At 43.7% G+C, this 21,122-nt stretch carries 17 protein-coding genes; 16 read left to right on the top strand and 1 reads right to left on the bottom strand.

Annotated features, from left to right (window positions below; all coding sequences use genetic code 11):
• The first annotated feature begins 91 nt into the window (after positions 1 to 91).
• Positions 92 to 1,243 carry a 3-phenylpropionate MFS transporter gene (locus QS795_RS11515; RefSeq protein WP_286268864.1) on the top strand — a complete coding sequence of 384 codons (1,152 nt, stop codon included), beginning with the start codon at positions 92 to 94 and terminating at the stop codon, positions 1,241 to 1,243.
• Between the two features lie 81 nt (positions 1,244 to 1,324).
• Here the strand turns inward: QS795_RS11515 and suhB are convergent, their stop codons facing one another.
• Positions 1,325 to 2,128, bottom strand: coding sequence for an inositol-1-monophosphatase (suhB, locus tag QS795_RS11510; protein WP_154602670.1), 804 nt, complete (start codon positions 2,126 to 2,128; stop codon positions 1,325 to 1,327).
• A gap of 124 nt (positions 2,129 to 2,252) precedes the next feature.
• On the opposite strand from suhB, the gene trmJ reads away from it, so the two are divergent.
• From trmJ to pbpC, 15 genes are all read left to right on the top strand, one after another.
• On the top strand, positions 2,253 to 2,984 hold the full coding sequence (gene trmJ / locus QS795_RS11505) for a tRNA (cytosine(32)/uridine(32)-2'-O)-methyltransferase TrmJ (protein WP_036949475.1): 732 nt from the start codon (positions 2,253 to 2,255) through the stop codon (positions 2,982 to 2,984).
• A gap of 117 nt (positions 2,985 to 3,101) precedes the next feature.
• Positions 3,102 to 3,599: a Fe-S cluster assembly transcriptional regulator IscR gene (gene iscR, locus QS795_RS11500; protein ID WP_036949477.1), complete on the top strand. Its 498-nt coding sequence runs from the start codon at positions 3,102 to 3,104 to the stop codon at positions 3,597 to 3,599.
• A gap of 128 nt (positions 3,600 to 3,727) precedes the next feature.
• Positions 3,728 to 4,942, top strand: a complete 1,215-nt coding sequence (locus QS795_RS11495) for an IscS subfamily cysteine desulfurase (protein WP_132495564.1) — start codon at positions 3,728 to 3,730, stop codon at positions 4,940 to 4,942.
• 24 nt (positions 4,943 to 4,966) lie between these two features.
• Positions 4,967 to 5,353: a Fe-S cluster assembly scaffold IscU gene (gene iscU, locus QS795_RS11490; protein WP_036949481.1), complete on the top strand. Its 387-nt coding sequence runs from the start codon at positions 4,967 to 4,969 to the stop codon at positions 5,351 to 5,353.
• Positions 5,354 to 5,557: 204 nt separating this feature from the next.
• Entirely contained in the window at positions 5,558 to 5,881 is a 324-nt protein-coding gene (gene iscA / locus QS795_RS11485; RefSeq protein ID WP_036949483.1) for an iron-sulfur cluster assembly protein IscA, read from the top strand.
• Between the two features lie 112 nt (positions 5,882 to 5,993).
• Positions 5,994 to 6,515, top strand: a complete 522-nt coding sequence (gene hscB / locus QS795_RS11480) for a co-chaperone HscB (protein WP_036949485.1) — start codon at positions 5,994 to 5,996, stop codon at positions 6,513 to 6,515.
• A 12-nt stretch (positions 6,516 to 6,527) separates the two neighbouring features.
• The gene (gene hscA / locus QS795_RS11475) at positions 6,528 to 8,378 is read left to right on the top strand and encodes a Fe-S protein assembly chaperone HscA (protein ID WP_154602671.1); all 1,851 of its coding nucleotides are present in this window, start codon (positions 6,528 to 6,530) and stop codon (positions 8,376 to 8,378) included.
• A 2-nt stretch (positions 8,379 to 8,380) separates the two neighbouring features.
• Positions 8,381 to 8,716 (top strand): ISC system 2Fe-2S type ferredoxin, encoded by a 336-nt coding sequence (gene fdx / locus QS795_RS11470; RefSeq protein ID WP_154628967.1) that lies wholly within the window; start codon positions 8,381 to 8,383, stop codon positions 8,714 to 8,716.
• Positions 8,717 to 8,997: 281 nt separating this feature from the next.
• Positions 8,998 to 10,197, top strand: coding sequence for an MFS transporter (locus QS795_RS11465; protein ID WP_318626501.1), 1,200 nt, complete (start codon positions 8,998 to 9,000; stop codon positions 10,195 to 10,197).
• 19 nt (positions 10,198 to 10,216) lie between these two features.
• Complete coding sequence (locus QS795_RS11460; RefSeq protein ID WP_286268851.1) at positions 10,217 to 11,011, top strand: hypothetical protein; 795 nt, start codon at positions 10,217 to 10,219, stop codon at positions 11,009 to 11,011.
• Between the two features lie 79 nt (positions 11,012 to 11,090).
• Positions 11,091 to 11,291 (top strand): Fe-S cluster assembly protein IscX, encoded by a 201-nt coding sequence (iscX, locus tag QS795_RS11455; RefSeq protein ID WP_154602672.1) that lies wholly within the window; start codon positions 11,091 to 11,093, stop codon positions 11,289 to 11,291.
• 242 nt (positions 11,292 to 11,533) lie between these two features.
• Complete coding sequence (gene pepB, locus QS795_RS11450) at positions 11,534 to 12,829, top strand: aminopeptidase PepB (protein ID WP_286268847.1); 1,296 nt, start codon at positions 11,534 to 11,536, stop codon at positions 12,827 to 12,829.
• A 113-nt stretch (positions 12,830 to 12,942) separates the two neighbouring features.
• Positions 12,943 to 13,395, top strand: a complete 453-nt coding sequence (locus QS795_RS11445) for an enhanced serine sensitivity protein SseB C-terminal domain-containing protein (protein WP_154602674.1) — start codon at positions 12,943 to 12,945, stop codon at positions 13,393 to 13,395.
• Between the two features lie 240 nt (positions 13,396 to 13,635).
• Positions 13,636 to 18,675, top strand: coding sequence for an alpha-2-macroglobulin family protein (locus tag QS795_RS11440; RefSeq protein WP_286268843.1), 5,040 nt, complete (start codon positions 13,636 to 13,638; stop codon positions 18,673 to 18,675).
• Positions 18,676 to 18,787: 112 nt separating this feature from the next.
• Positions 18,788 to 21,109: a peptidoglycan glycosyltransferase PbpC gene (gene pbpC, locus QS795_RS11435; protein WP_286268842.1), complete on the top strand. Its 2,322-nt coding sequence runs from the start codon at positions 18,788 to 18,790 to the stop codon at positions 21,107 to 21,109.
• Positions 21,110 to 21,122 lie beyond the last annotated feature (13 nt).

The following is a 21,122-nucleotide window of genomic DNA, read 5'->3' as shown; positions in this document are numbered from 1 at the left end:
AAACCCGCTTCTACATTTGGTAAAAGCGGGTTTTTTGTTGTCCGTTTTAAACCCCTCAATAGTAGGGGAAGATGAAAATAAGGGAGGAGTGATGGTTATTCCATCAACGCGTTGGCTAGCGATTGATTATTTTACCTACTTTTTTGCCTACAGTATTTTCTTACCATTTTGGTCCGTGTGGCTACAAGGTGAGGGAATAGATGCAGAAATGATAGGGCTTTTGTTAGGTATTGGACTTGCGGCGCGTTTTCTCGGTGCGATGTTTATCACTCCCCAGGTTAAAGAGCCTTCCAAACTGATCAATGCATTACGATTACTGGCAGCGCTTTCCCTTATTTTCTCCATTGGATTTTCGTTCGGCTCCCATTGGGCGTGGCTGATGTTTGTCATGATTGGATTTAACCTATTTTTTGCTCCTATGGTGCCATTAGGGGACTCATTAGCAGGAACATGGCAGAAACAATTTACGTTTGATTACGGCAAAATCCGCGTTTGGGGCTCAATTGCCTTTATTATTGGCTCGTCATCAATGGGGTATTTTGCTGGGGTGTGGGGACATACCTCGATAATGGTCGCATTAGTGATCAGCTGCGCAGCCCTATTATTGGGAGCCATGTTGAAACCTGCGATTATGCCGGCGGGAGTAGCAAAAGCGGAAGGTACAAATAAAGTCTCATTCAAGCAACTGATCGCAGATAAAAATATACTGATGTTTTTAATCTGTGTGACTTTATTGCAAGGTGCGCACGCCGCTTATTACGGGTTTGCTTCGTTGTTCTGGAAAGAAGCGGGTTATTCTGATTTAGTGATCGGTAATTTATGGTCGCTGGGTGTGGTGGCCGAAGTGATAGTCTTTATGCTGAGCCATCGATTATTCCGCCGCTGGAGTGCCCGTAACTTACTTTTATTATCCGCAGTGTGTGGGATTATCCGCTGGGGAATGATGGGGGCATTTACTGCATTGCCTGTGTTAATTATTGTGCAAATATTACACAGTGGAACCTTCACCGTTTGCCACTTAGCTGCGATGCGATTTATTAGTGCGCGTAAAGAAAATGAAATTATACCGTTGCAAGGGGCTTATTCTGCCTTAGCGACTGGAGGCGGGCTTGCGGTAGTTACTATTATGGTGGGGTATATTTATGAGCGTATGCCTGACCAACATGGCGTCGTGTTTTATTTGATGGCGCTCTTGGCTGTGCCTGCGCTGTTTATTCGACCAAGAGTGACGGCTCAGTCTTAGACTGGAGTTACCGTAACGCAAAATAAAAAGGGCGCTTAGTTTTCACTAGCGCCCTTTTTAGCAAATTTAACGAGGATTAAATTAACGTTTTAATGCTTCAGATAATTCATCTTTCATTGCAGCCAGAATATCGCGAACAACGCGTGGGCTACCTGCGACTAAGTTACCTGATGCTAAATAGTTATGACCACCTACGAAGTCAGTCATGATCCCGCCCGCTTCACGCATGATCAGTTCGCCACCTAAGAAATCCCATGGTTTTAAACCGATTTCGAAGTAAGCGTCAACGCGACCCGCAGCCACATAGCATAAATCCAGAGCTGCTGAACCCGTGCGACGGAAATCGGCACATTGGTCAAACATTTTGCCCATGATGTTCATGTAGATAGGAGCGTGTTGCTTGTGTTTGAATGGGAAGCCAGTTGCGACAACTGCGCCTTCAAGGTCGCGTTTCTCAGCCATACGTAAACGGTAACCGTTCATTTGAGCGCCTTGACCACGTACCGCAGTAAATAATTCGTTACGCATTGGGTCATAGACAGCAGCAACTTCTGTACGGCCTTTAATGCGTACAGCGATAGAAACTGAGAAGTGAGGGAAACGTTTTGTGAAGTTGGTGGTGCCATCCAGTGGATCGATTACCCATTGAATATCTTCATCTTTGCCTAATAACTCGCCACTTTCTTCAGTGATGATAGTGTGGTCTGGGTAAGATTTACGAATAATATCAACGATGATTTGTTCAGCGTCACGGTCAACGTTAGTGACGAAATCGTTAGCACCCTTTTGGGTTACTGTTACGTTCTGAGGATCTTCATAGTTTTTAGCTATGTAATTACCGGCCTTACGTGCAGCACGTATGGCGATGTTAAGCATCGGATGCATGGGTATTTTCCACTGGGATGTTAAAGAACGAAAATCAAGAGACGCAAAGTATATAGATGTTCGTCACAATAAGCAATTTTGTGTTAGACTCTTGCGATTAATTTTTCATGACAACGTATAAACCATGCTAGAAAATATTCGTATCGTTCTTGTTGAAACCTCACACACTGGCAATATGGGCTCAACTGCTCGTGCAATGAAAACCATGGGGCTTTCAAACCTCTATTTAGTTAACCCACTCGTTGAACCTGATTCTCATGCTATCGCGTTATCCGCGGGTGCAAGTGATGTGATTGGTAATGCAAAAATCGTAAAATCTCTCGATGAAGCATTAGAAGGGTGCAAATTAGTCATTGGTACCAGCGCACGTTCTCGTACACTTTCTTGGCCAATGGTCGAGCCTCGTGAATGTGGCGTGAAATCTGTTGAACAGTCAAAAGAGTCGCCCGTCGCGATTGTTTTTGGCCGTGAGCGTGTCGGTTTAACCAACGAAGAATTGCAAAAATGTAATTACCATTTGTATATTCCGACCAACCCAGAATATGGTTCGCTGAATTTGGCAATGGCGGTTCAATTAGTTAGCTACGAGATCCGCATGGCGTATTTGGCAATTGCTGAAAAAAATACGCAAACATCGACCGATGATGAGGTAGAATACCCACCGGCTGAAGATTTAGAACGTTTCTATGTTCATCTTGAAAGCGTATTGAATGAATCGGGCTTTATTCGCAAGGCGCATCCGGGATTAATTATGAATAAACTACGACGTTTATTTACCCGTGCCCATGTAGAAACCCAAGAGTTGCATATTCTTCGCGGCATTTTGACATCAATGGAAAAATGGGCGAAAAAATGAGGTTAATGCCGTGGTGAAGTGAGCATAATACTTGAGTAAATTAGTCAGGTAAATAGTTGACCAAATTACTCAGGTATGTCACAATTGCTGCATATTTTACCACGGAGTATTTATGTTATGAGACTCACTTCCAAAGGGCGTTACGCAGTAACTGCGATGCTAGATGTCGCGTTACACTCTCAGACTGGTCCAGTACCTTTAGCTGATATTTCTGAACGTCAGGGAATCTCCCTCTCTTATCTTGAGCAACTCTTCTCTCGTTTACGTAAAAACGATTTAGTTTCTAGTGTTCGCGGTCCCGGTGGCGGTTATCTGCTTGGGCGTGATGCAGACCAAATCTTTGTTGCTGAAGTAATTGCTGCGGTCGATGAATCCGTAGATGCAACCCGTTGTCAGGGTAATAAAGAAGGTTGTCAAAATGGCGACCGCTGCTTAACTCACGCATTATGGCGTGACCTAAGCGACAGAATCACCAGTTTCCTTAGCAGCATCAGCCTTGATGAGCTGGTTAAGAACCAAGAAGTTCTGGATGTTGCTGATAGGCAAGATAATGAAAAGCGTAAAACAATGCCGAACGGCATTACGCCAGAATCCATTATCAATGTTCGTGCCTAATATAAAATAGATTATAAATTGCAGTCGATCACCAAATGATGAAAAAGCCCAACCTATAGCGGCTTGCACCATTGGGGTCATTAAAAAATTAAAGGCAAAGTTGTCTTGTCCTTTGGAGTATGTGAGCAATGAAATTACCGATTTATCTAGATTATTCAGCAACTACGCCTGTCGACCCGCGCGTTGCTGAAAAAATGATGCAATGTCTAACAATGGATGGGAATTTTGGTAACCCAGCATCTCGTTCACACCGTTTCGGCTGGCAAGCTGAAGAGGCGGTAGATATCGCTCGTAATCAAATCGCTGAATTAGTGAATGCGGATCCTCGTGAAATCGTCTTCACATCAGGTGCAACAGAATCTGATAACTTAGCTATCAAAGGTGCTGCCCAGTTCTATCAGAAAAAAGGCAAGCACGTCATCACTTGTAAAACAGAACATAAAGCGGTACTGGATACATGCCGTCAATTAGAGCGTGAAGGTTTTGAAGTGACTTACTTAGCACCTCAAAGCAACGGTTTAATTGACCTGAAAGAGTTAGAGGCGGCAATGCGCGAAGACACCATTTTAGTGTCAATCATGCACGTGAATAACGAAATCGGTATTGTTCAGGACATCGCTACAATCGGCGAATTATGCCGTAGCCGTGGTATCGTATTCCACGTTGATGCCACCCAAAGCGTCGGTAAATTGCCTATCGACCTGTCAGCGTTAAAAGTTGACCTGATGTCATTCTCTGCACACAAACTGTACGGACCAATGGGTATCGGCGCACTGTATGTTCGTCGTAAACCACGTATCCGTTTGGAAGCGCAACAACACGGTGGCGGCCATGAACGTGGTATGCGTTCAGGAACTTTACCTGTTCACCAAATCGTGGGCATGGGCGAAGCTTACCGTATCGCTAAAGAAGAAATGGCTCAAGAATCGGAACGTCTGCGCGGTTTACGCTTACGTTTATGGAACGGTATTAAAGATATCGAAGAAGTTTACCTTAACGGTGACTTAGAAAATGGTGCGCCGCACATTCTGAACGTCAGCTTCAACTATGTTGAAGGTGAATCATTAATGATGTCGCTGAAAGATTTAGCAGTTTCTTCGGGTTCTGCATGTACTTCTGCAAGCTTAGAACCTTCATACGTGCTGCGTGCATTAGGTATGAATGACGAACTGGCTCATAGCTCAATTCGCTTCTCTTTCGGTCGCTTTACGACTGAAGAAGAAATTGACTATGCAATTAAACAAATTCATGGTGCGATCGGCCACTTACGTGAGCTGTCTCCTTTATGGGATATGTTTAAAGCAGGCGTAGATCTCAACAGCATCGAATGGTCTCACCATTAATCAGACAGTTTCAGGAGTTTAAAAATGGCTTACAGCGAAAAAGTTATCGATCATTATGAAAATCCACGTAACGTCGGTTCATTTGATAACAATGATCCAAGCGTGGGTAGCGGTATGGTAGGTGCACCTGCTTGCGGTGACGTTATGAAGTTACAAATCAAGGTAAATGATGACGGTATCATCGAAGATGCACGTTTTAAAACCTATGGTTGCGGCTCTGCAATTGCATCAAGTTCACTGGTAACTGAGTGGATGAAGGGCAAAAGCTTAGACGAAGCTGAGTCAATCAAAAATACAGCGATCGCGGAAGAGTTAGAATTACCGCCAGTGAAAATTCACTGCTCAATTCTGGCTGAAGATGCAATCAAAGCTGCTATTGCTGATTATAAAAGCAAACGCCAAGGCAAATAATAGATAAATATCAGTAAGTAAGGGCTGTACCTTAGAGCATATAAACAACAAAAATAGACAGCCCACGACTGATAGTTAAACTCAAATTAATTAAAGATGTATTTATTATGCAACTTTAAATATAATGAGTTGTACCGATGATTTGAAGGCGGATGCTAATAGTTTCTAGCATCTGCCTTGTTTGTTTCTAAAGTGAGGTTTGCAATGTCGATTTCTCTTACTGAAAGTGCAGCGCAACGAATTCAATCTTTTTTGAATAATCGTGGTAAAGGCGAAGGCTTGCGTTTGGGTGTAAGAACTTCAGGTTGCTCGGGAATGGCATACGTGCTTGAATTCGCTGATGTAATTAATGAAGAGGACACCGTTTTTGAAGACAAAGGTGTTAAAGTCATCGTCGATGGCAAAAGCATGGTTTATTTAGACGGCACTGAGCTGGATTTTGTAAAAGAAGGCTTAAACGAAGGGTTTAAATTTAATAACCCTAACGTTAACAGTGAATGCGGATGCGGTGAAAGTTTTCACGTATAATGTCTTTAAATGAGCATGACTTTGACCAATGTAACTAACGTGGCGTTAATGACCACATGATCTTTAGCTAAGCTTAGCTACATTGGTACCCGGTTCGAGAAACTGAGCACTTATGGATTACTTTACTCTTTTTGGGCTAACCCCTAATTACGCGATTGACAGTGAGCAACTCACACATCGCTTTCAAGAATTACAGCGACAATATCATCCCGATCGCTTTGCAACCTGTTCAGAACAGGAAAAAATGCAAGCACTCCAACATGCTGCAACTATCAATGCGGCATATCAATCCCTTCGTCATCCGCTGAAACGCGCGGAATATATGCTGTTATTACATGGTTTTGATATAAATAATGAACAACATACCATGCATGACACCGCATTCTTGATGGAGCAACTCGAATTACGCGAAGAGTTAGATAACATCGAAAATAGCCCGCAAGCCCTTGAACGGGTGTCTGCCTTTATGAAAAATGTCAAACAAATGCAGCAGACGCGCAGCGCCTTGATGGTTTCAGAACTCGATGCGATGCAGTGGGAAAAAGCCGCTGATACCGTCCGAAAATTGCGTTTTCTCGATAAGTTACAGCAACAAGCTGAGCAACTCGAAGAACGGTTACTAGACGACTTTTAAGAGAAAACGATTATGTCTTTATTACAGATTAGCGAACCAGGAATGACCGCCGCGCCGCACCAACGTAAATTGGCGGCTGGGATCGATCTTGGTACAACACACTCTTTGATTGCCACTGTTCGTAGTGGTGAAGCGGCGGCATTACCCGATGAACAAGGGCGCTATTTGCTTCCTTCTGTGGTGAATTATCAAGCAGATAACCGGATTGTGGGTTGGGAAGCGAAACAATTATCCGAACAAGATCCTGTCAATACCGTGATTTCAGTGAAACGCATGATGGGGCGTTCATTAGCGGATATTCAAAAACGTTACCCGGATTTACCTTATCAGTTAACAGCTAGCGAAAATGGTCTGCCATTTATTCAAACGGCGGCAGGGCAAGTGGATCCTATTCAAGTTTCTGCTGATATTTTAAAAACGTTGGCAAAACGTGCAGAGCAAACTCTCGGTGGTGAAATGGATGGCGTGGTGATCACGGTTCCAGCTTACTTCGACGATGCCCAGCGCCAAGGCACCAAAGATGCGGCTCGTTTGGCGGGTCTGCATGTTTTACGTTTACTGAATGAACCTACTGCGGCTGCGATTGCTTATGGTTTAGATTCCGGTCAAGAAGGGGTGATCGCCGTTTATGATTTAGGTGGCGGTACGTTTGACGTTTCGATTTTACGCCTGAGCCGAGGTGTCTTTGAAGTGTTGGCAACAGGTGGTGATACGGCGTTAGGTGGCGATGATTTCGACCACGTATTAGCGCAGTGGATTGCACAGCAAGCGGGGCTTTCCATTCAAGGGGATCACCATTTAACGCGCCAATTATTGAACATTGCCACTGAAACAAAAATCGCATTAAGTGACGCTGATTCTGCGACAATCACTCTACCTAATTGGCAAGGTACGGTTAGCCGTGAAACCTTTGAATCACTCATTGAAACCCATATCAAACGTACACTGATGGCATGCCGTCGTGCCTTAAAAGATGCCGGCGTAGAAAATGACGATGTCTTAAATGTAGTGATGGTTGGCGGTTCGACTCGCGTACCATTAGTTCGTGAAAAAGTGGGCGAGTTTTTTGGTCGAACGCCATTAACCTCCATCGATCCAGATAAAGTCGTGGCTATCGGCGCTGCAATTCAAGCGGATATTTTAGTGGGGAATAAACCAGACAGCGACATGCTGCTCTTGGATGTGATCCCGCTATCATTAGGTTTGGAAACTATGGGCGGCTTGGTAGAAAAAGTCATTCCACGAAATACCACCATTCCTGTGGCTCGCGCACAAGAATTCACGACATTCAAAGATGGGCAAACCGCCATGAGCGTTCATGTTGTACAAGGTGAGCGTGAAATGGTTTCGGATTGTCGTTCATTAGCCCGCTTTACGCTGCGTGACATCCCGCCAATGGCGGCAGGTGGCGCACATATTCGTGTCACATTCCAAGTGGATGCCGATGGTTTGCTCAGCGTGAGCGCCATGGAAAAGTCCACGGGTGTTGCCGCATCGATTCAAGTTAAGCCATCTTACGGTTTAACTGACACCGAAATTTCAACCATGATTAAAGATTCAATGACTAACGCGCAAGATGATTTAAATGCGCGCCGCCTAGCGGAGCAAAAAGTTGAAGCAGCAAGAGTGCTTGAAAGTTTAACGAGCGCATTAGAGCAAGATGCACATTTACTGACTCCAACCGAAGAGACAGAAATTGATAATGCGGTCAATGAGTTAATCCAAGCAGTAGAAGGCACAGACCCTACTGTTATTGAAAATGCAATTAAACAACTGGATAAGAAATCCCAAGAATTTGCCGCTCGCCGAATGGATGCATCTATTCGTCAGGCGCTGTCAGGCCATTCTGTGGATGAGATATAATTATGCCTAAAATCGTTTTTTTACCTCATAGTACGTTATGTCCGGAAGGTGCCGTAGTCGAAGCACAAGAGGGCGAATCTATTTTAGACGTAGCACTGCGCAATGGAATTGAAATCGACCATGCCTGCGAAAAATCCTGCGCATGTACAACCTGCCACTGCATCGTTCGTGAAGGCTTTGACTCTCTCGAAGAAAGCAGCGAACTCGAAGATGACATGCTGGATAAAGCATGGGGCCTCGAGCCAGAAAGCCGTCTAAGCTGTCAGGCACGTGTTACGGATGAGGATTTAGTCGTAGATATTCCGAAGTATACGATTAACCACGCTCGCGAACACTGATGCTCGTCATAGTTCGCACTGTAACATTGTTGGCTACAGTGCGAACTATTTAGAACGTCAAATTTTTATATTTCGAAAGTATGATTTAAATCTTTTCCTGTCTATTTATCAAATTTAATTAATTAAAATATTAATTTTTATATTTTGATTTTCAATATAAATCCATTCTTTTTATTTTTCCCTTACGATGATATAAATAAAAATCCATTGTTCAATGGAAATTTATAAATTACTTATTATTTAAATTAGTGATTTTTATATTATATAAAAAGGATTTTATTATGAAATGGAAATATCGATTTGGTGCCGTAGCAGGAAATACACTGGAATATTACGATATTGCTATTTTTGCTGCAATATCAGGTTATTTAAGTGCGGAATTAGAGCGTCTGGGTTACAACCAAGCGACTGAAATGGTATGGGGAATATTTGCATTACGCTTTATTATTCGTCCCATCGGCGCTTATGTAATAGGGCGCTATGCAGATAGGAAAGGTAAAAAATCGGCTTTAGTGCTAACTAGTTTTATTACAGGAACCGCAACACTCTGTATGGCTTTATTGCCTATTAATTTATTAGGTAATTATACGCCTATTGCTATTTTAATTTTACAGATGGCACTCTCATTTAGTTTTGCCGGTGAGTTTCCTTCATTAATAACCTATCTCTTTAGTCATTCAAAAGAAAATGAAAACTCCAGGCTTTCCGCAATTATAAATGGCAGTACAGCATTTGGGATTATTATTTCTTTGGGGGTTGTTTTCCTTTTAGAGTATTTATTAGAACCTAATGTCATGCAAAGCATCGGTTGGCGTATTCCTTTATGTGTTGGCGTGTTGAACATAGCGATTAGTTTTTGGTTTAGAATGAAATTACCCAATAGCATCAACCAAAATGCAAACAAAATTCCTGTTCATTATAGTGATTTGATTTCGGTTCTTTTATTGACAATTCCAGGGAATGTCCTTTTTTTTGTTCAGCATATATCGACTGCTATGTTTTTCGAGAAAATGCAGCTTATTGAAGATAAAACTGTTTGGGCACTGTTACTATCGATTTTACTATTATCATTTATGTTAATTTGCGGGTGGTTAACAGATAAATACAATGCATTGGAGAGAGTTTTTAATTTAGGGGTAATGGGAATGGTGTTTCTATCGATTCCTCTCTATATATTAATAAGTAGCCATTCAATAACCTTAATTATTATAGCGCAACTAATTATCAATATTTATGCAGCAATGATACTGGCCACGACACCGTTTATGTTATTTAAAGCAGCTAAAGGAAGAGTGGTTACTCTCGCGCTAGGTTTTAGTTTTGCGTCTATGCTATTAGGCGGAGTTACACCGCTGATCACAACTTACTTAGCCAACATTAATGTTGCTTATATTGGATTGTTTTTAACGCTATGTGGGTCATTACGTTTTCTTATGTATAGAAAATCATTTAGTGAAATAAAGATTGAAAACAAAATTTGAAATTATTAAGGGGCTGAAAATGAATGCTGAAAGTTTAGGCTTTGAAAAGGTTTGTGAAAACTTCAAAAATGAATTTGTAAAAGTTTTTGATTGGAATGATGTTGATGTTACCTACTTCTGTATAGATATAAAAAATAAAAATATGCATATAGCCTCCAATAATTATGAGTGGCAACTTACCGGACTTAATAATGGGTTAGATAAACTAGTAGAAGAGAGATTAAAATCAAGCCTGCAATATTGGAATAACTATTCAGATTCGCTACAAAAAATTCTTGCTAAAGCGAAAAAGAACAAGTTTAAAGTAGACTTTTGTAATCGATATGAAAATACCTTTGAAATCACAACGGTAAATTCAAATAAGCAACTGACATTTTCAGATATGTTGTCCATCTATAGACATCGACCGATTATTTCAGAATATGCATATCAGTTGTGGAAAAAAAGCCCCGAAGTTGCTTTGCCAATGAGAGCCAATATATCTTTAGATACCAAGTTATTAGGGAAAACAAAAAACGCAGCGCCAGAATTATTAAACCCTCACAAATATATGCGTTTTGGTAATGTTCGTTTTACGCGCAAAGAAATGATCACTATTCGCCTACTTTTATCTCACTGTAAAGTCAAAGAAATTAGCTACATTCAAGGGTGTGCGGAAGCAAATGAGCATAAAAGAATTCAACATATTAAAGACAAGCTCGGTTGTCCTCATGTTTCGTCTAATGGGTTATTCACTGCATTAAGGGAGCATGGTATCACGCTCGCCTGTTTGGAAACGTTGATAGACTTGCCTCTCCAAACTGGATGTCGTTAGTGAACTAAAAGTATTAGGCAATATTATTTATGACGGTATAATTCAAAGAGGTATTGGCCTTAGATAATTTGGAAAAAATATGAGCCTAAAATGGACAAACAGTCGTGAAATCGGTGAAGCGCTCTATGATGCTTACCCAGATACAGACCCAAAAACCGTGCGTTTCACGGATATGCACCAATGGATCTGTGACTTAGAAGACTTTGATGATGACCCACAAAAATCAAACGAGAAAATCCTCGAAGCTATTCTGTTAGTCTGGCTGGACGAGTACGAATAATTTTCGTGGATAAAAACCGGATAGCGCTGAATAGGTTGCATCCGGTTTTTTTTCGCCTGTAACAAACCGCATAAGAAAATAAAATGGTTCAAAAGAACCTATTAGTCTGATAGAAACTAAACTCAATAATATTGCTGTTTTTAGGGTATAGTTGGCGAATTAGCAAAGATTGATAGCAGAAACTGATAAGCTAAATTCAAGATCCCGCAATAATCAACTTAGTGGATAAAGTGAGAAAAATAATGACCAAACAAATTATGCCAGTCATGATTACATGCGAACCTGCAGCACCATGCTGGGGTGAAGGCGCTCTATTAAGTTCAAACGATAAAGGCATGACTATCCACCTTAAGCACCCGGGTAAACTGTGTGCTGTACAAAGTGCTGGTCGTAAGTTAGATAGCCAAGGTATTCGCAATGTTTCATTAACGGGTGAAGGTTGGGACTTAGAAAAAAGTTGGGCATTTTGGCAAGGTTTCCGTGCACCAAAAGGGGCGAGAACCATCGAATGGCCAGCACTGCAAGAAGCGGATCGCAAAGAATTAGAACAACGCATCAATACCATTGATTGGGTTCGCGATATTATCAATGCGCCAGCAGAAGAATTAGGCCCAGAGCAATTGGCTCAGCGTTCAATTGATTTACTGTGCAAAGTGGGCGCTCAAGATATCAGTTACCGCATTGTGAAAGGCGATGACTTATTAGAACAAGGTTATGCAGGTATCCATACTGTGGGTCGTGGGTCTAGCCGTCCTCCAGTATTGCTGGCATTGGATTACAACCCAGGTAAAGATGAGAAAGCCCCTGTGTTCGGCTGTTTAGTGGGTAAAGGTATTACCTTCGATTCAGGGGGTTATAGCATTAAGCCATCTGCTTCTATGAACTCAATGAAAGCAGATATGGGCGGTGCAGCAACATTAGTGGGTTCTTTAGCGCTGGCGATCACTCGTGGTTTAAACAAACGCGTCAAATTATTCCTGTGCATCGCAGACAACATGGTTAGCGGTAATGCCTTTAAATTAGGGGATATTATCCGTTATCGTAATGGTAAATCTGTTGAAATCATGAACACAGATGCGGAAGGGCGTTTAGTCTTAGCGGATGGTTTAATCGATGCAAGCAAAGAGAAACCAACGTTATTAATCGATGCGGCAACCTTAACTGGGGCTGCGAAAACAGCCGTGGGTAATGACTACCACTCCGTACTGAGCTTCGATGACAAACTCGTGGCAGAATTAATGTCAGCCTCAGATGAAGAGTTCGAATTATTCTGGCGCTTACCATTAGCGGAATTCCACCGTCAACAACTGCCTTCTGGCTTTGCTGATCTGAACAATATTGCAGCGCCTTCGCATACTGCGGGTGCAAGTACAGCGGCAGCCTTCCTGTCTCACTTTGTTGAAAACTACCGTCAAAACTGGGTACATATCGATTGTTCAGCAACTTACCGTAAATCGCCAGTGAGTTTATGGGCAGAAGGGGCAACCGGTATTGGTGTGAGAACATTAGCCAACTTACTTCTCAAAAAATCAAAATAATTCGCGTTATAATGAAATCGCAGTGGTGCAGTCAATGCAGCCTGCGATTTTTTCTTTAACATGAATGGTTTTTGAATTTAGACGATATTATTTTTGGTTGTAGAGGATATTGAATGACGCAACAATCCCAAAACCTAACAACAGACTCGCAATCCGATGTGCAGTTTACTGAACTCACGGTGCCGGAAGGTTCTTCATTAAAATTAAGTGTTCTCGAACAAGAACCGGAAGAATTGACAGCGGCGCTCAGTGAGTTTTTTAAACAACATAAAGTCGTACGACGCGCGTTTATTGTTTCGGTCCAAGAAGTGGAAGATGAACAATTTGATGATATTTTGATGATAGCGTTGGAATTTGTCCCAGGCGCAGAAAATATCGATGAAATTATTCAAGAAGCGGGTGCAACGGCGTGCGAATATATCGATGAGGATGAATCCATTGATTTTTGCATCGTTAATGAAGACGAAAAAGGGTTAAGCCACTTTATTACCCAGCACGTTGCGCCATTTTATCAACGCCGATTAGGCAGCTTCTTGCGCGACAGTATTCCCATCAAAAATACCTAATTCTCTCCTTATTCAAAATAAAGACCGGACTTCTCCGTGTCTTTATTTTTTCATGCTGTTTTTTCCGTTTTGTCTGATAGGTGTTGGTGTTACATTCTGTTAAATTATGTATTCAATTAATGCGCATACTTATTATTGCGGATTACACACTAAGCTCAATCATCGCAACGTATTTAAGTTCAAGGGTTTTCTTGGGCTTCATGAACATAATAAATTAACTTAATAAGGGATGGGGCGGTAATGAAACAACAATCAAGTTGGACTTCATTGGCGGGTCTAAAAACGAAAAAGCGTTATGTAGCATTAGCCTTAGCGTCCGTTATGGCATTAGCGGGCTGCGATAATACTGACGATACCACGAAAAAAGAGAGTAATGTCTCCACCTCGGCGGCAGAAACGAGTACTAAAACGGCACCCGTTGCAGAACAAAAACAGGCTGCACCTAAGCTTTCCAATGAAGAGTTAGTGAAGAAATATGCCGGGAAAGATCTGGAAATTTTGGATGCCTCAGAATTGCAGCTAGATGGTGCGAGCGCCATGGTCGTGACGTTCTCGGTGCCTTTACAACCGAATCAAAATTTTGGTCAGTATCTGAATCTGGTGGATGTGAAATCAGGCAAGCTGGATGGAGATTGGGAACTATCTGATAATCAGATGGAATTACGTTTCCGCCATTTACCGCCATCAAAAGAATTAAACCTTTCGGTTAATCCGGGAGTGAAAGCGGTCAACGAACGCACCATTAACAACAGCTTTGAGAAGAAATTCCAAACGGCACAAATTATTCCAACCGTTGGCTTCGCAAGTAAAGGCTCTTTGCTACCAAGCAAAGTTGCACAAGGCTTGCCAGTGATTGCGCTGAACGTGGATAAAATCGACGTGAATTTTTTCCGCGTCGATGAAAAGCAATTACCGCAATTCCTCGCGATGTGGCAATACCGCAGTAACTATGAATATTGGTATTCCGATGAATTCCTCGACAAAGTCGAATTAGCCTACACAGGGCGTTTCGATTTAAACCCAGATAAAAATACCCGCCAATCCATTCTGTTGCCATTAAAAGATATTAAAGAGCTGCAGCAAGATGGCGTTTATTTAGCGATCATGCAAAAAGCGGGTAGCTACAGTTATCAATTCCCTGCGACTGTATTCACACTCAGTGATATCGGCGTGTCATTACATAGCTACCATGATCGTGTGGATATTTTCACTCAATCATTAGCCAAAGGTTCGGCGATTAAAGGCGTTGAGCTGCGTATTTTGGATGAGAAAGGCCAATTAGTCACCAAAGGCACCACGGATGGTGACGGTCATGCCCAGTTAGACAAACTGGCTGGCGGCAAATTATTACTGGCAACCCACGAAGGGCAAACCAGTATGATTGACCTAACTCAGCCAGCATTAGACCTGTCTGAGTTTGATATTTCAGGCCCTTCAGGCTATGCAAAACAGTTCTTTGTATTCGGCCCTCGTGATTTATATCGTCCGGGCGAATTACTGCTAGTGAATGGTTTATTGCGTGATGGCGATGGCCAGCCAGTGAAATCTCAGCCGGTCAAAGTGGATGTCTTAAAGACCGATGGTCAAGTCTACAAGAGCTTTGTATGGCAAGGGGATGAGAAACAAGATGGCCTGTACCAGTATCAGCTAGAGATCCCGAAAAATGCTGAAACGGGTGGCTGGTCACTGCGTTTTGATTTAGGTGATGGTTCACCACAACGTTATTACAAATTTAATGTTGAAGATTTTATGCCAGAGCGCATGGCGCTGGATATTACAGGCAGTGAGAAGCCGGTATTAAGTTCGCAGCCCGTTGACTTTGACATTAAAGGTCGTTATCTCTACGGCGCCCCTGCAGCGGATAATCAGTTGCAAGGGCAAGTGTTGCTGAAAGCTAATCGTGAAGCGGTTGCGAAATTGCCGGGCTTTGAATTCGGTGCGACGAATGAAGAAGGCTTACCGCGTAAACTGGATGAGTTTGATTTAACCTTAGATGGTAGCGGTGAAACCGTGATCTCCTTGCCGCAAAGCAACTGGGAATCAACGCGCTCTCCGATTACGGCAGTTCTGCAAGCTAGCTTATTAGAGGCAGGTGGTCGCCCAGTGACTCGCCGTGCTGAGCAAGCGATTTGGCCAGCGAAAAAACTGGTGGGTATTCGTCCTCTCTTTGAGAAAAAAGAGATCTACGATTACCGTACAGACCGCTACGCGAAGCGTTATAACGTCGATGAAAATTCATTAGCTGAGTTTGAAATTGTCATGTCAGATATGGCAGGGCATAAACTGGCCGCAGAAAACCTGACGGCGCGTTTAGTGTACGAACGTCGCGATTACTACTGGAGCTGGTCAGAAAGCGGTGGTTGGGTTTCTAACTACGATCAGAAAGATTTAGTGGTGGCGAATGAAAATATTTCTATCGCCAAAGATGGCACCGCGAAGATCTCGTTCCCAGTGGATTGGGGTTCATTCCGTTTAGAAATTACCAACCCTGAAAATGAGTTAGTCAGTAGCATTCAATTCTGGGCAGGCTTCTCTTGGCAAGATAATACCGGAGGCAGCGGTTCCGTTCGCCCTGACCAAGTGAAATTAAGCTTGAACAAGCCAGCATACTTACCGGGTGAAAAAGCTAAAGTCCGCATCGAAGCGCCAAAAGCAGGTAAAGGTTACATTCTGCTTGAATCGAGCAGTGCACCATTATGGTGGCAGGAAATTGATGTCCCAGCGGGTGGGTTAGATGTGGAAGTGCCAGTGAATAAAGAGTGGGCGCGCCATGATTTATATATCTCTGCGGTGGTTGTTCGCCCAGGAGATGATTCCAAAGAGGCGACTGTCAAACGCGCCGTTGGGGTATTACACCTGCCGCTAGCCGATGAAAATCGTAAGATTGCATTGGCGCTGAACGCACCGACAAAAATGCGTCCAAATGAAGATCTGAAAGTGAAGATCAAAGCCACTGCTCAAGATGGCAAGCCACTGCCAGAAAAAGTGAACGTATTGCTGTCTGCGGTCGATACGGGCGTCCTGAATATCACTGATTTCAAAACACCAGATCCATACGATGCTTTCTTTGGGCGTAAACGCTACAGCGTTGACCAATATGATGTGTATGGTCACTTAATTGAAGGTCAAGGTAAGTTAGCCAACCTGCGCTTTGGTGGTGATGGTGAAGATGCTGCTCTGGAACGTGGTGGTATGAAGCCTCTGACTGAGGTGCAAATCATTGCGGAACAAGCGCAACCAGTCATCTTAGACAAAAATGGCGAAGGCGAAATTACGCTGGCAATCCCTGATTTTAATGGGGAATTACGCTTAATGGCGCAGGCATGGAACCAAAAAGATTTTGGTCATGCAGACAGTAAGGTCGTTGTTGCGGCACCATTAGTAACGCAAATGTCGATGCCTCGCTTTATGGCGAGTGGCGATAAATCTTACTTCGCATTAGATCTTACCAACATGACCGACAACACGCAGAATGTGACAGTCACATTTAAAGCGTCGGGCATGGTGAAATTAGACGGCGCACCAACTCGTGATATCGAACTGACCAAAGGCAAACGTACTACAGTGACGCTGCCAGTCAGTGCCGATTATGGCTTTGGTGAAGGTGAAGTCTCCATGACCATCAACGGCGTAAAAGTCGAAGGGGAAGCGGAGAAAGAGTACAAAAACAGTTGGAAAGTGGGTGTACGCCCAGCACAACCGGCTGAAACTGTGGCATTTGCTACCGCGATTGAGCCGGGTGAAATTTGGTCATTACCAACCAATGATTTTGCTTATTTACAGCAAGACACTCTGGAAGGGCAAGTGCTGTTAACGAGCCGTCCACCACTGCAAATTTCACGTTATATTCGTGAACTGTTTGCGTATCCATACGGCTGTTTAGAGCAAACCGTGAGCGGGCTGTATCCGTCACTGTTCTCTACACAAGCTGAACTGCAAAAGCTGGGTATTAATTCACAAACTGACGCAGACCGCCATAAAGCGATTGAGTTAGGGATCCCACACTTACTGAGTATGCAGCGTGATGACGGTAGCTTCTCTCTATGGGATAAAATGGGGCGTGAAGAGTATTGGTTAACCGCGTATGCGACGGATTTCTTAAACAAAGCGAATCAGCGTGGTTTCTCCGTACCGCAAAGCGCATTGAATAACGCTAACGCACGCCTGTTAAGTTATCTGCAAGATGGTAGCCAAGTGAGTTATCCGTACACGGATCAGCCAGACGCATCCCGTTTTGCGATCCAAGCCTATGCGGGCTTAGTGTTAGCAACTCAGCAAAAAGCGCCATTAGGAGCACTGCGTCAAATCTACGGTCAAGCTAACAATGCGACCAGCGGTTTAGCGTTAGTTCAACTGGGTGTGGCATTAAACCTGATGGGTGATAAAGCGCGTGGTGAAAGTGCCATTATTGATGGCATGAAGAAACAGAGCGCACGTTACAGCAGCATTGGTGACTATGGTTCAGCTATTCGTGATGATGCGATGATCGTGGCATTACTGAATGAATATAACTTGATGCCAAAATCCCGTGACCAAAAACTGCAAACGCTATCTAACAACCTGACTTCGCAGAAGTATTTCTCAACTCAAGAGAGCAATGCCCTGTACTTAGCCGGTCGTTTCTATGCCAATGAAACAGAAACACCATGGAAAGCGCTAGTCAATGGTCAAGAGCCACCATTGGTTTCAGATAAACCAGTGAGTGAGTTCTTAACTAAACAACAGCTAGTAAATGGTTATAGTGTTGAAAACAGCGGTACCAGCACACTGTATACTCGCTTGAATGTTGTCGGTTATCCGATGCGTTCACCGAAGCCATACTCAAATGTGCTGGATATCAAACGCAGTTACTACGATATGAAAGGCAACCGTATTTCAATCGATAGATTAAGAAGCGGCGAAATGGTGGTGGTGAAGTTGGAAGTGAATGCCAACCAAACTGTCCCTGATGCACTGGTGGTGGATTTATTACCTGCGGGCTTAGAGTTGGAAAACCAAAACTTAGCCAATAGCAGCGCGAACCTCAGTGAATCTGCGCCAAATCTGCAAGAGATGATTGATGATATGCAGCAGTCGCAAATTCGTCACATGGAATACCGTGATGACCGTTTTGTTGCGGCAGTAGAAGTTCAACAATATCGTCCAACTACACTGGTTTACTTAGCTCGCGCGGTAACGCCGGGTGTATATAACAAACCAGTACCACAGGTGGAATCCATGTATGTGCCAGAGTGGCGTGCAACGGGTTACTCCGATGGTCAGTTGGAAGTGGTTCGTTAATTAATATTAAATTAGAGAATCATTGAACTAGATGAAGATAAAGAGGGAAGCGTGTGTTTCCCTCTTTTTTTAGTATCATAAAAACAAATAATAACTCTCGGTATATTGACGAATGAAGAGATGGCTACGTCGCATTGGGTGGACGCTACTGGTTTTGGTCGTGGTATTGCCACTGGCCTTTTTAGCCGCAGATAAAATTTGGCCGCTGCCAATCAAGCAAATTGAGATGGCACGCACGGTCGTCGCGGGAGATGGGACTCCGTTATGGCGCTTTGCCGATAAAGAAGGAATTTGGCGTTTCCCCGTTAAATTGGATGAGGTCTCGCCAGAATATATTGACGCGTTATTAACCTATGAAGATCGCCATTTTTACCAGCATCCGGGGGTTAACCCATTTTCATTAATGCGTGCTGCTGGGCAGTTAGTGAGCTCTGGGCGCATTGTCTCTGGGGGCAGCACCATCTCAATGCAGGTGGCAAGGCTGATTGACCCACATGAGCGTACGTTTGGAGGAAAACTCAAACAGTTATGGCGTACCGCACAGCTGGAATATCACTATTCCAAAGATGAAATCCTCGAAATGTATCTTAACCGTGCGCCTTATGGGGGCACGATTGAGGGTATTGGGGCGGCTAGCTGGGTTTATTTGAATAAATCTCCTGCAAAATTGACGGCAAGTGAAGCGGCATTGTTTGCGGTTTTACCCCAAGCGCCAAGTCGTTTAAGACCTGATAGATACCCAGAACGGGCGCAAGCAGCACGAGATAAGGTACTCGACAGATTGGCTGAATACCAAGTTTGGAGTACTGAAAAAGTCAATGAAATTAAGCAAGAGCAAATCTGGCTTGCACCACGTAAAAATCCGCATTTAGCGCCATTACTGGCTCGCCGGATGATCAAAGATTCTCAAGAATCCATCGTGGAAACCACCATTGATGCTAGCCTGCAAAAGCAGCTCGAAGATATGGCGATGAACTGGAAAAACCAATTACCCAAGCAGACTTCTTTAGGATTGCTGGTGGTTGATCATACAGATATGAGCGTGAAAGCCTATATCGGATCGATTGATTTTCAGGATGATAGTCGCTTTGGTCACGTGGATATGATCAGTGCATGGCGCTCGCCCGGCTCAACACTCAAGCCATTTTTATATGCGCTGGCCATGGATGACGGCTTGATCCACGCCGAGTCACTGTTACAAGATGTGCCTCGTCGGTTTAATGATTATCGCCCCGGTAACTTTGATAGCGGCTTTAATGGCCCTGTTAGTGTAAGTGATGCGTTAGTGCGCTCATTAAACTTGCCTGTTGTGCAACTGCTGGATGTCTATGGCAGTAAGCGTTTTGCCGCTCAATTACGTAATGTGGGCACAGAACTGCGTTTCCCAGTTGGCGGAGAACCTAACTTGTCGTTGATCCTCGGGGGAACGGCGGCACGAATGGAAGACTTAGTATCAGCTTACAGTGCATTTGCTCGCCAAGGTGAAGTTTCTCCACTGCGTTATAGACCGACAGATGTGATCCGCGACCGCAAGTTGATGTCGCCGGGTGCCGCGTGGATTGTTCGCCGTATTATGGCAGGAGAAGCCCGTCCAGTCCCTGATGCTAACTTATCGGGACAGCCAAATCTTGCATGGAAAACAGGTACCAGCTACGGCTACCGCGATGCTTGGGCGATTGGTGTAAACCCTCGTTATACTATCGGCGTTTGGGTTGGTCGCCCTGATGCGACACCTGTTGCAGGGCAGCTCGGCTATGCCACAGCGATCCCCATTATGAACCAAGTGAATAACATGCTGCTGACGCGAATTTATCAATCTCGCGAAGTGCTTCCTAAAGATTCAAGGCCAGCAAGTGTTAGCCAAGCCGTGATCTGCTGGCCGGGGGGAACCTCATTACTGAAAGAAGATAGTAATTGTCGCCAGCGCCGTTTGAGCTGGATTTTAGACAATACGATCCCACCAACACTCATGGCTCGGGATCAAGAATCCTCTCTTGGACTCAGGCAAAAAGTATGGGTGAATGAGCAGGGGCTACAAGTTGCGCCAGATTGCCCAAATGCCCAAGAAAAAGAGCTCCATTTATGGCCGATTACCGTAGAGTCATGGCTGCCTGCAAGTGAAAAACGGGTAAATCGACTGCCTAAGCCGGATGCCGTTTGTCCGCCGTTAAATCTTGAAATGCCGCCACTCTTAATTTCAGGGATCCGCGAAGGGGAGGTTCTCCAGCGCTTACCTGGAAAAACCAGTTTAGACCTGCGTTTACTCACGCAAGGTGGACAAGGGCAAAAATGGTGGTTTTTAAACGGTGAGCAAGTGAACAATACAGAGCAAAATGGGGCAATTTTGCTGACGCTCGAAAAAAGTGGAAACTACCAAATATCGGTCTTAGATATGAGCGGACAGGTTACAGCTATCAACTTTAAGGTGAAGTAATAGCATAAAACGA

Origin of the sequence: Providencia zhijiangensis (genome assembly GCF_030315915.2) — a bacterium.
GTDB lineage: Bacteria > Pseudomonadota > Gammaproteobacteria > Enterobacterales > Enterobacteriaceae > Providencia > Providencia zhijiangensis.
The sequence above is the reverse complement of the archived record's forward strand: the minus strand, read 5'-3'. Positions and strand labels throughout refer to the sequence as shown.

What these genes read in the sequence shown, in the direction of transcription:
- QS795_RS11515 (WP_286268864.1), top strand. Translation starts at nt 92, where the DNA reads ATGGTTATTCCATCAACGCGTTGGCTAGCGATTGATTATTTTACCTAC.
- suhB (WP_154602670.1), bottom strand. Translation starts at nt 2,128, where the DNA reads ATGCATCCGATGCTTAACATCGCCATACGTGCTGCACGTAAGGCCGGT.
- trmJ (WP_036949475.1), top strand. Translation starts at nt 2,253, where the DNA reads ATGCTAGAAAATATTCGTATCGTTCTTGTTGAAACCTCACACACTGGC.
- iscR (WP_036949477.1), top strand. Translation starts at nt 3,102, where the DNA reads ATGAGACTCACTTCCAAAGGGCGTTACGCAGTAACTGCGATGCTAGAT.
- QS795_RS11495 (WP_132495564.1), top strand. Translation starts at nt 3,728, where the DNA reads ATGAAATTACCGATTTATCTAGATTATTCAGCAACTACGCCTGTCGAC.
- iscU (WP_036949481.1), top strand. Translation starts at nt 4,967, where the DNA reads ATGGCTTACAGCGAAAAAGTTATCGATCATTATGAAAATCCACGTAAC.
- iscA (WP_036949483.1), top strand. Translation starts at nt 5,558, where the DNA reads ATGTCGATTTCTCTTACTGAAAGTGCAGCGCAACGAATTCAATCTTTT.
- hscB (WP_036949485.1), top strand. Translation starts at nt 5,994, where the DNA reads ATGGATTACTTTACTCTTTTTGGGCTAACCCCTAATTACGCGATTGAC.
- hscA (WP_154602671.1), top strand. Translation starts at nt 6,528, where the DNA reads ATGTCTTTATTACAGATTAGCGAACCAGGAATGACCGCCGCGCCGCAC.
- fdx (WP_154628967.1), top strand. Translation starts at nt 8,381, where the DNA reads ATGCCTAAAATCGTTTTTTTACCTCATAGTACGTTATGTCCGGAAGGT.
- QS795_RS11465 (WP_318626501.1), top strand. Translation starts at nt 8,998, where the DNA reads ATGAAATGGAAATATCGATTTGGTGCCGTAGCAGGAAATACACTGGAA.
- QS795_RS11460 (WP_286268851.1), top strand. Translation starts at nt 10,217, where the DNA reads ATGAATGCTGAAAGTTTAGGCTTTGAAAAGGTTTGTGAAAACTTCAAA.
- iscX (WP_154602672.1), top strand. Translation starts at nt 11,091, where the DNA reads ATGAGCCTAAAATGGACAAACAGTCGTGAAATCGGTGAAGCGCTCTAT.
- pepB (WP_286268847.1), top strand. Translation starts at nt 11,534, where the DNA reads ATGACCAAACAAATTATGCCAGTCATGATTACATGCGAACCTGCAGCA.
- QS795_RS11445 (WP_154602674.1), top strand. Translation starts at nt 12,943, where the DNA reads ATGACGCAACAATCCCAAAACCTAACAACAGACTCGCAATCCGATGTG.
- QS795_RS11440 (WP_286268843.1), top strand. Translation starts at nt 13,636, where the DNA reads ATGAAACAACAATCAAGTTGGACTTCATTGGCGGGTCTAAAAACGAAA.
- pbpC (WP_286268842.1), top strand. Translation starts at nt 18,788, where the DNA reads ATGAAGAGATGGCTACGTCGCATTGGGTGGACGCTACTGGTTTTGGTC.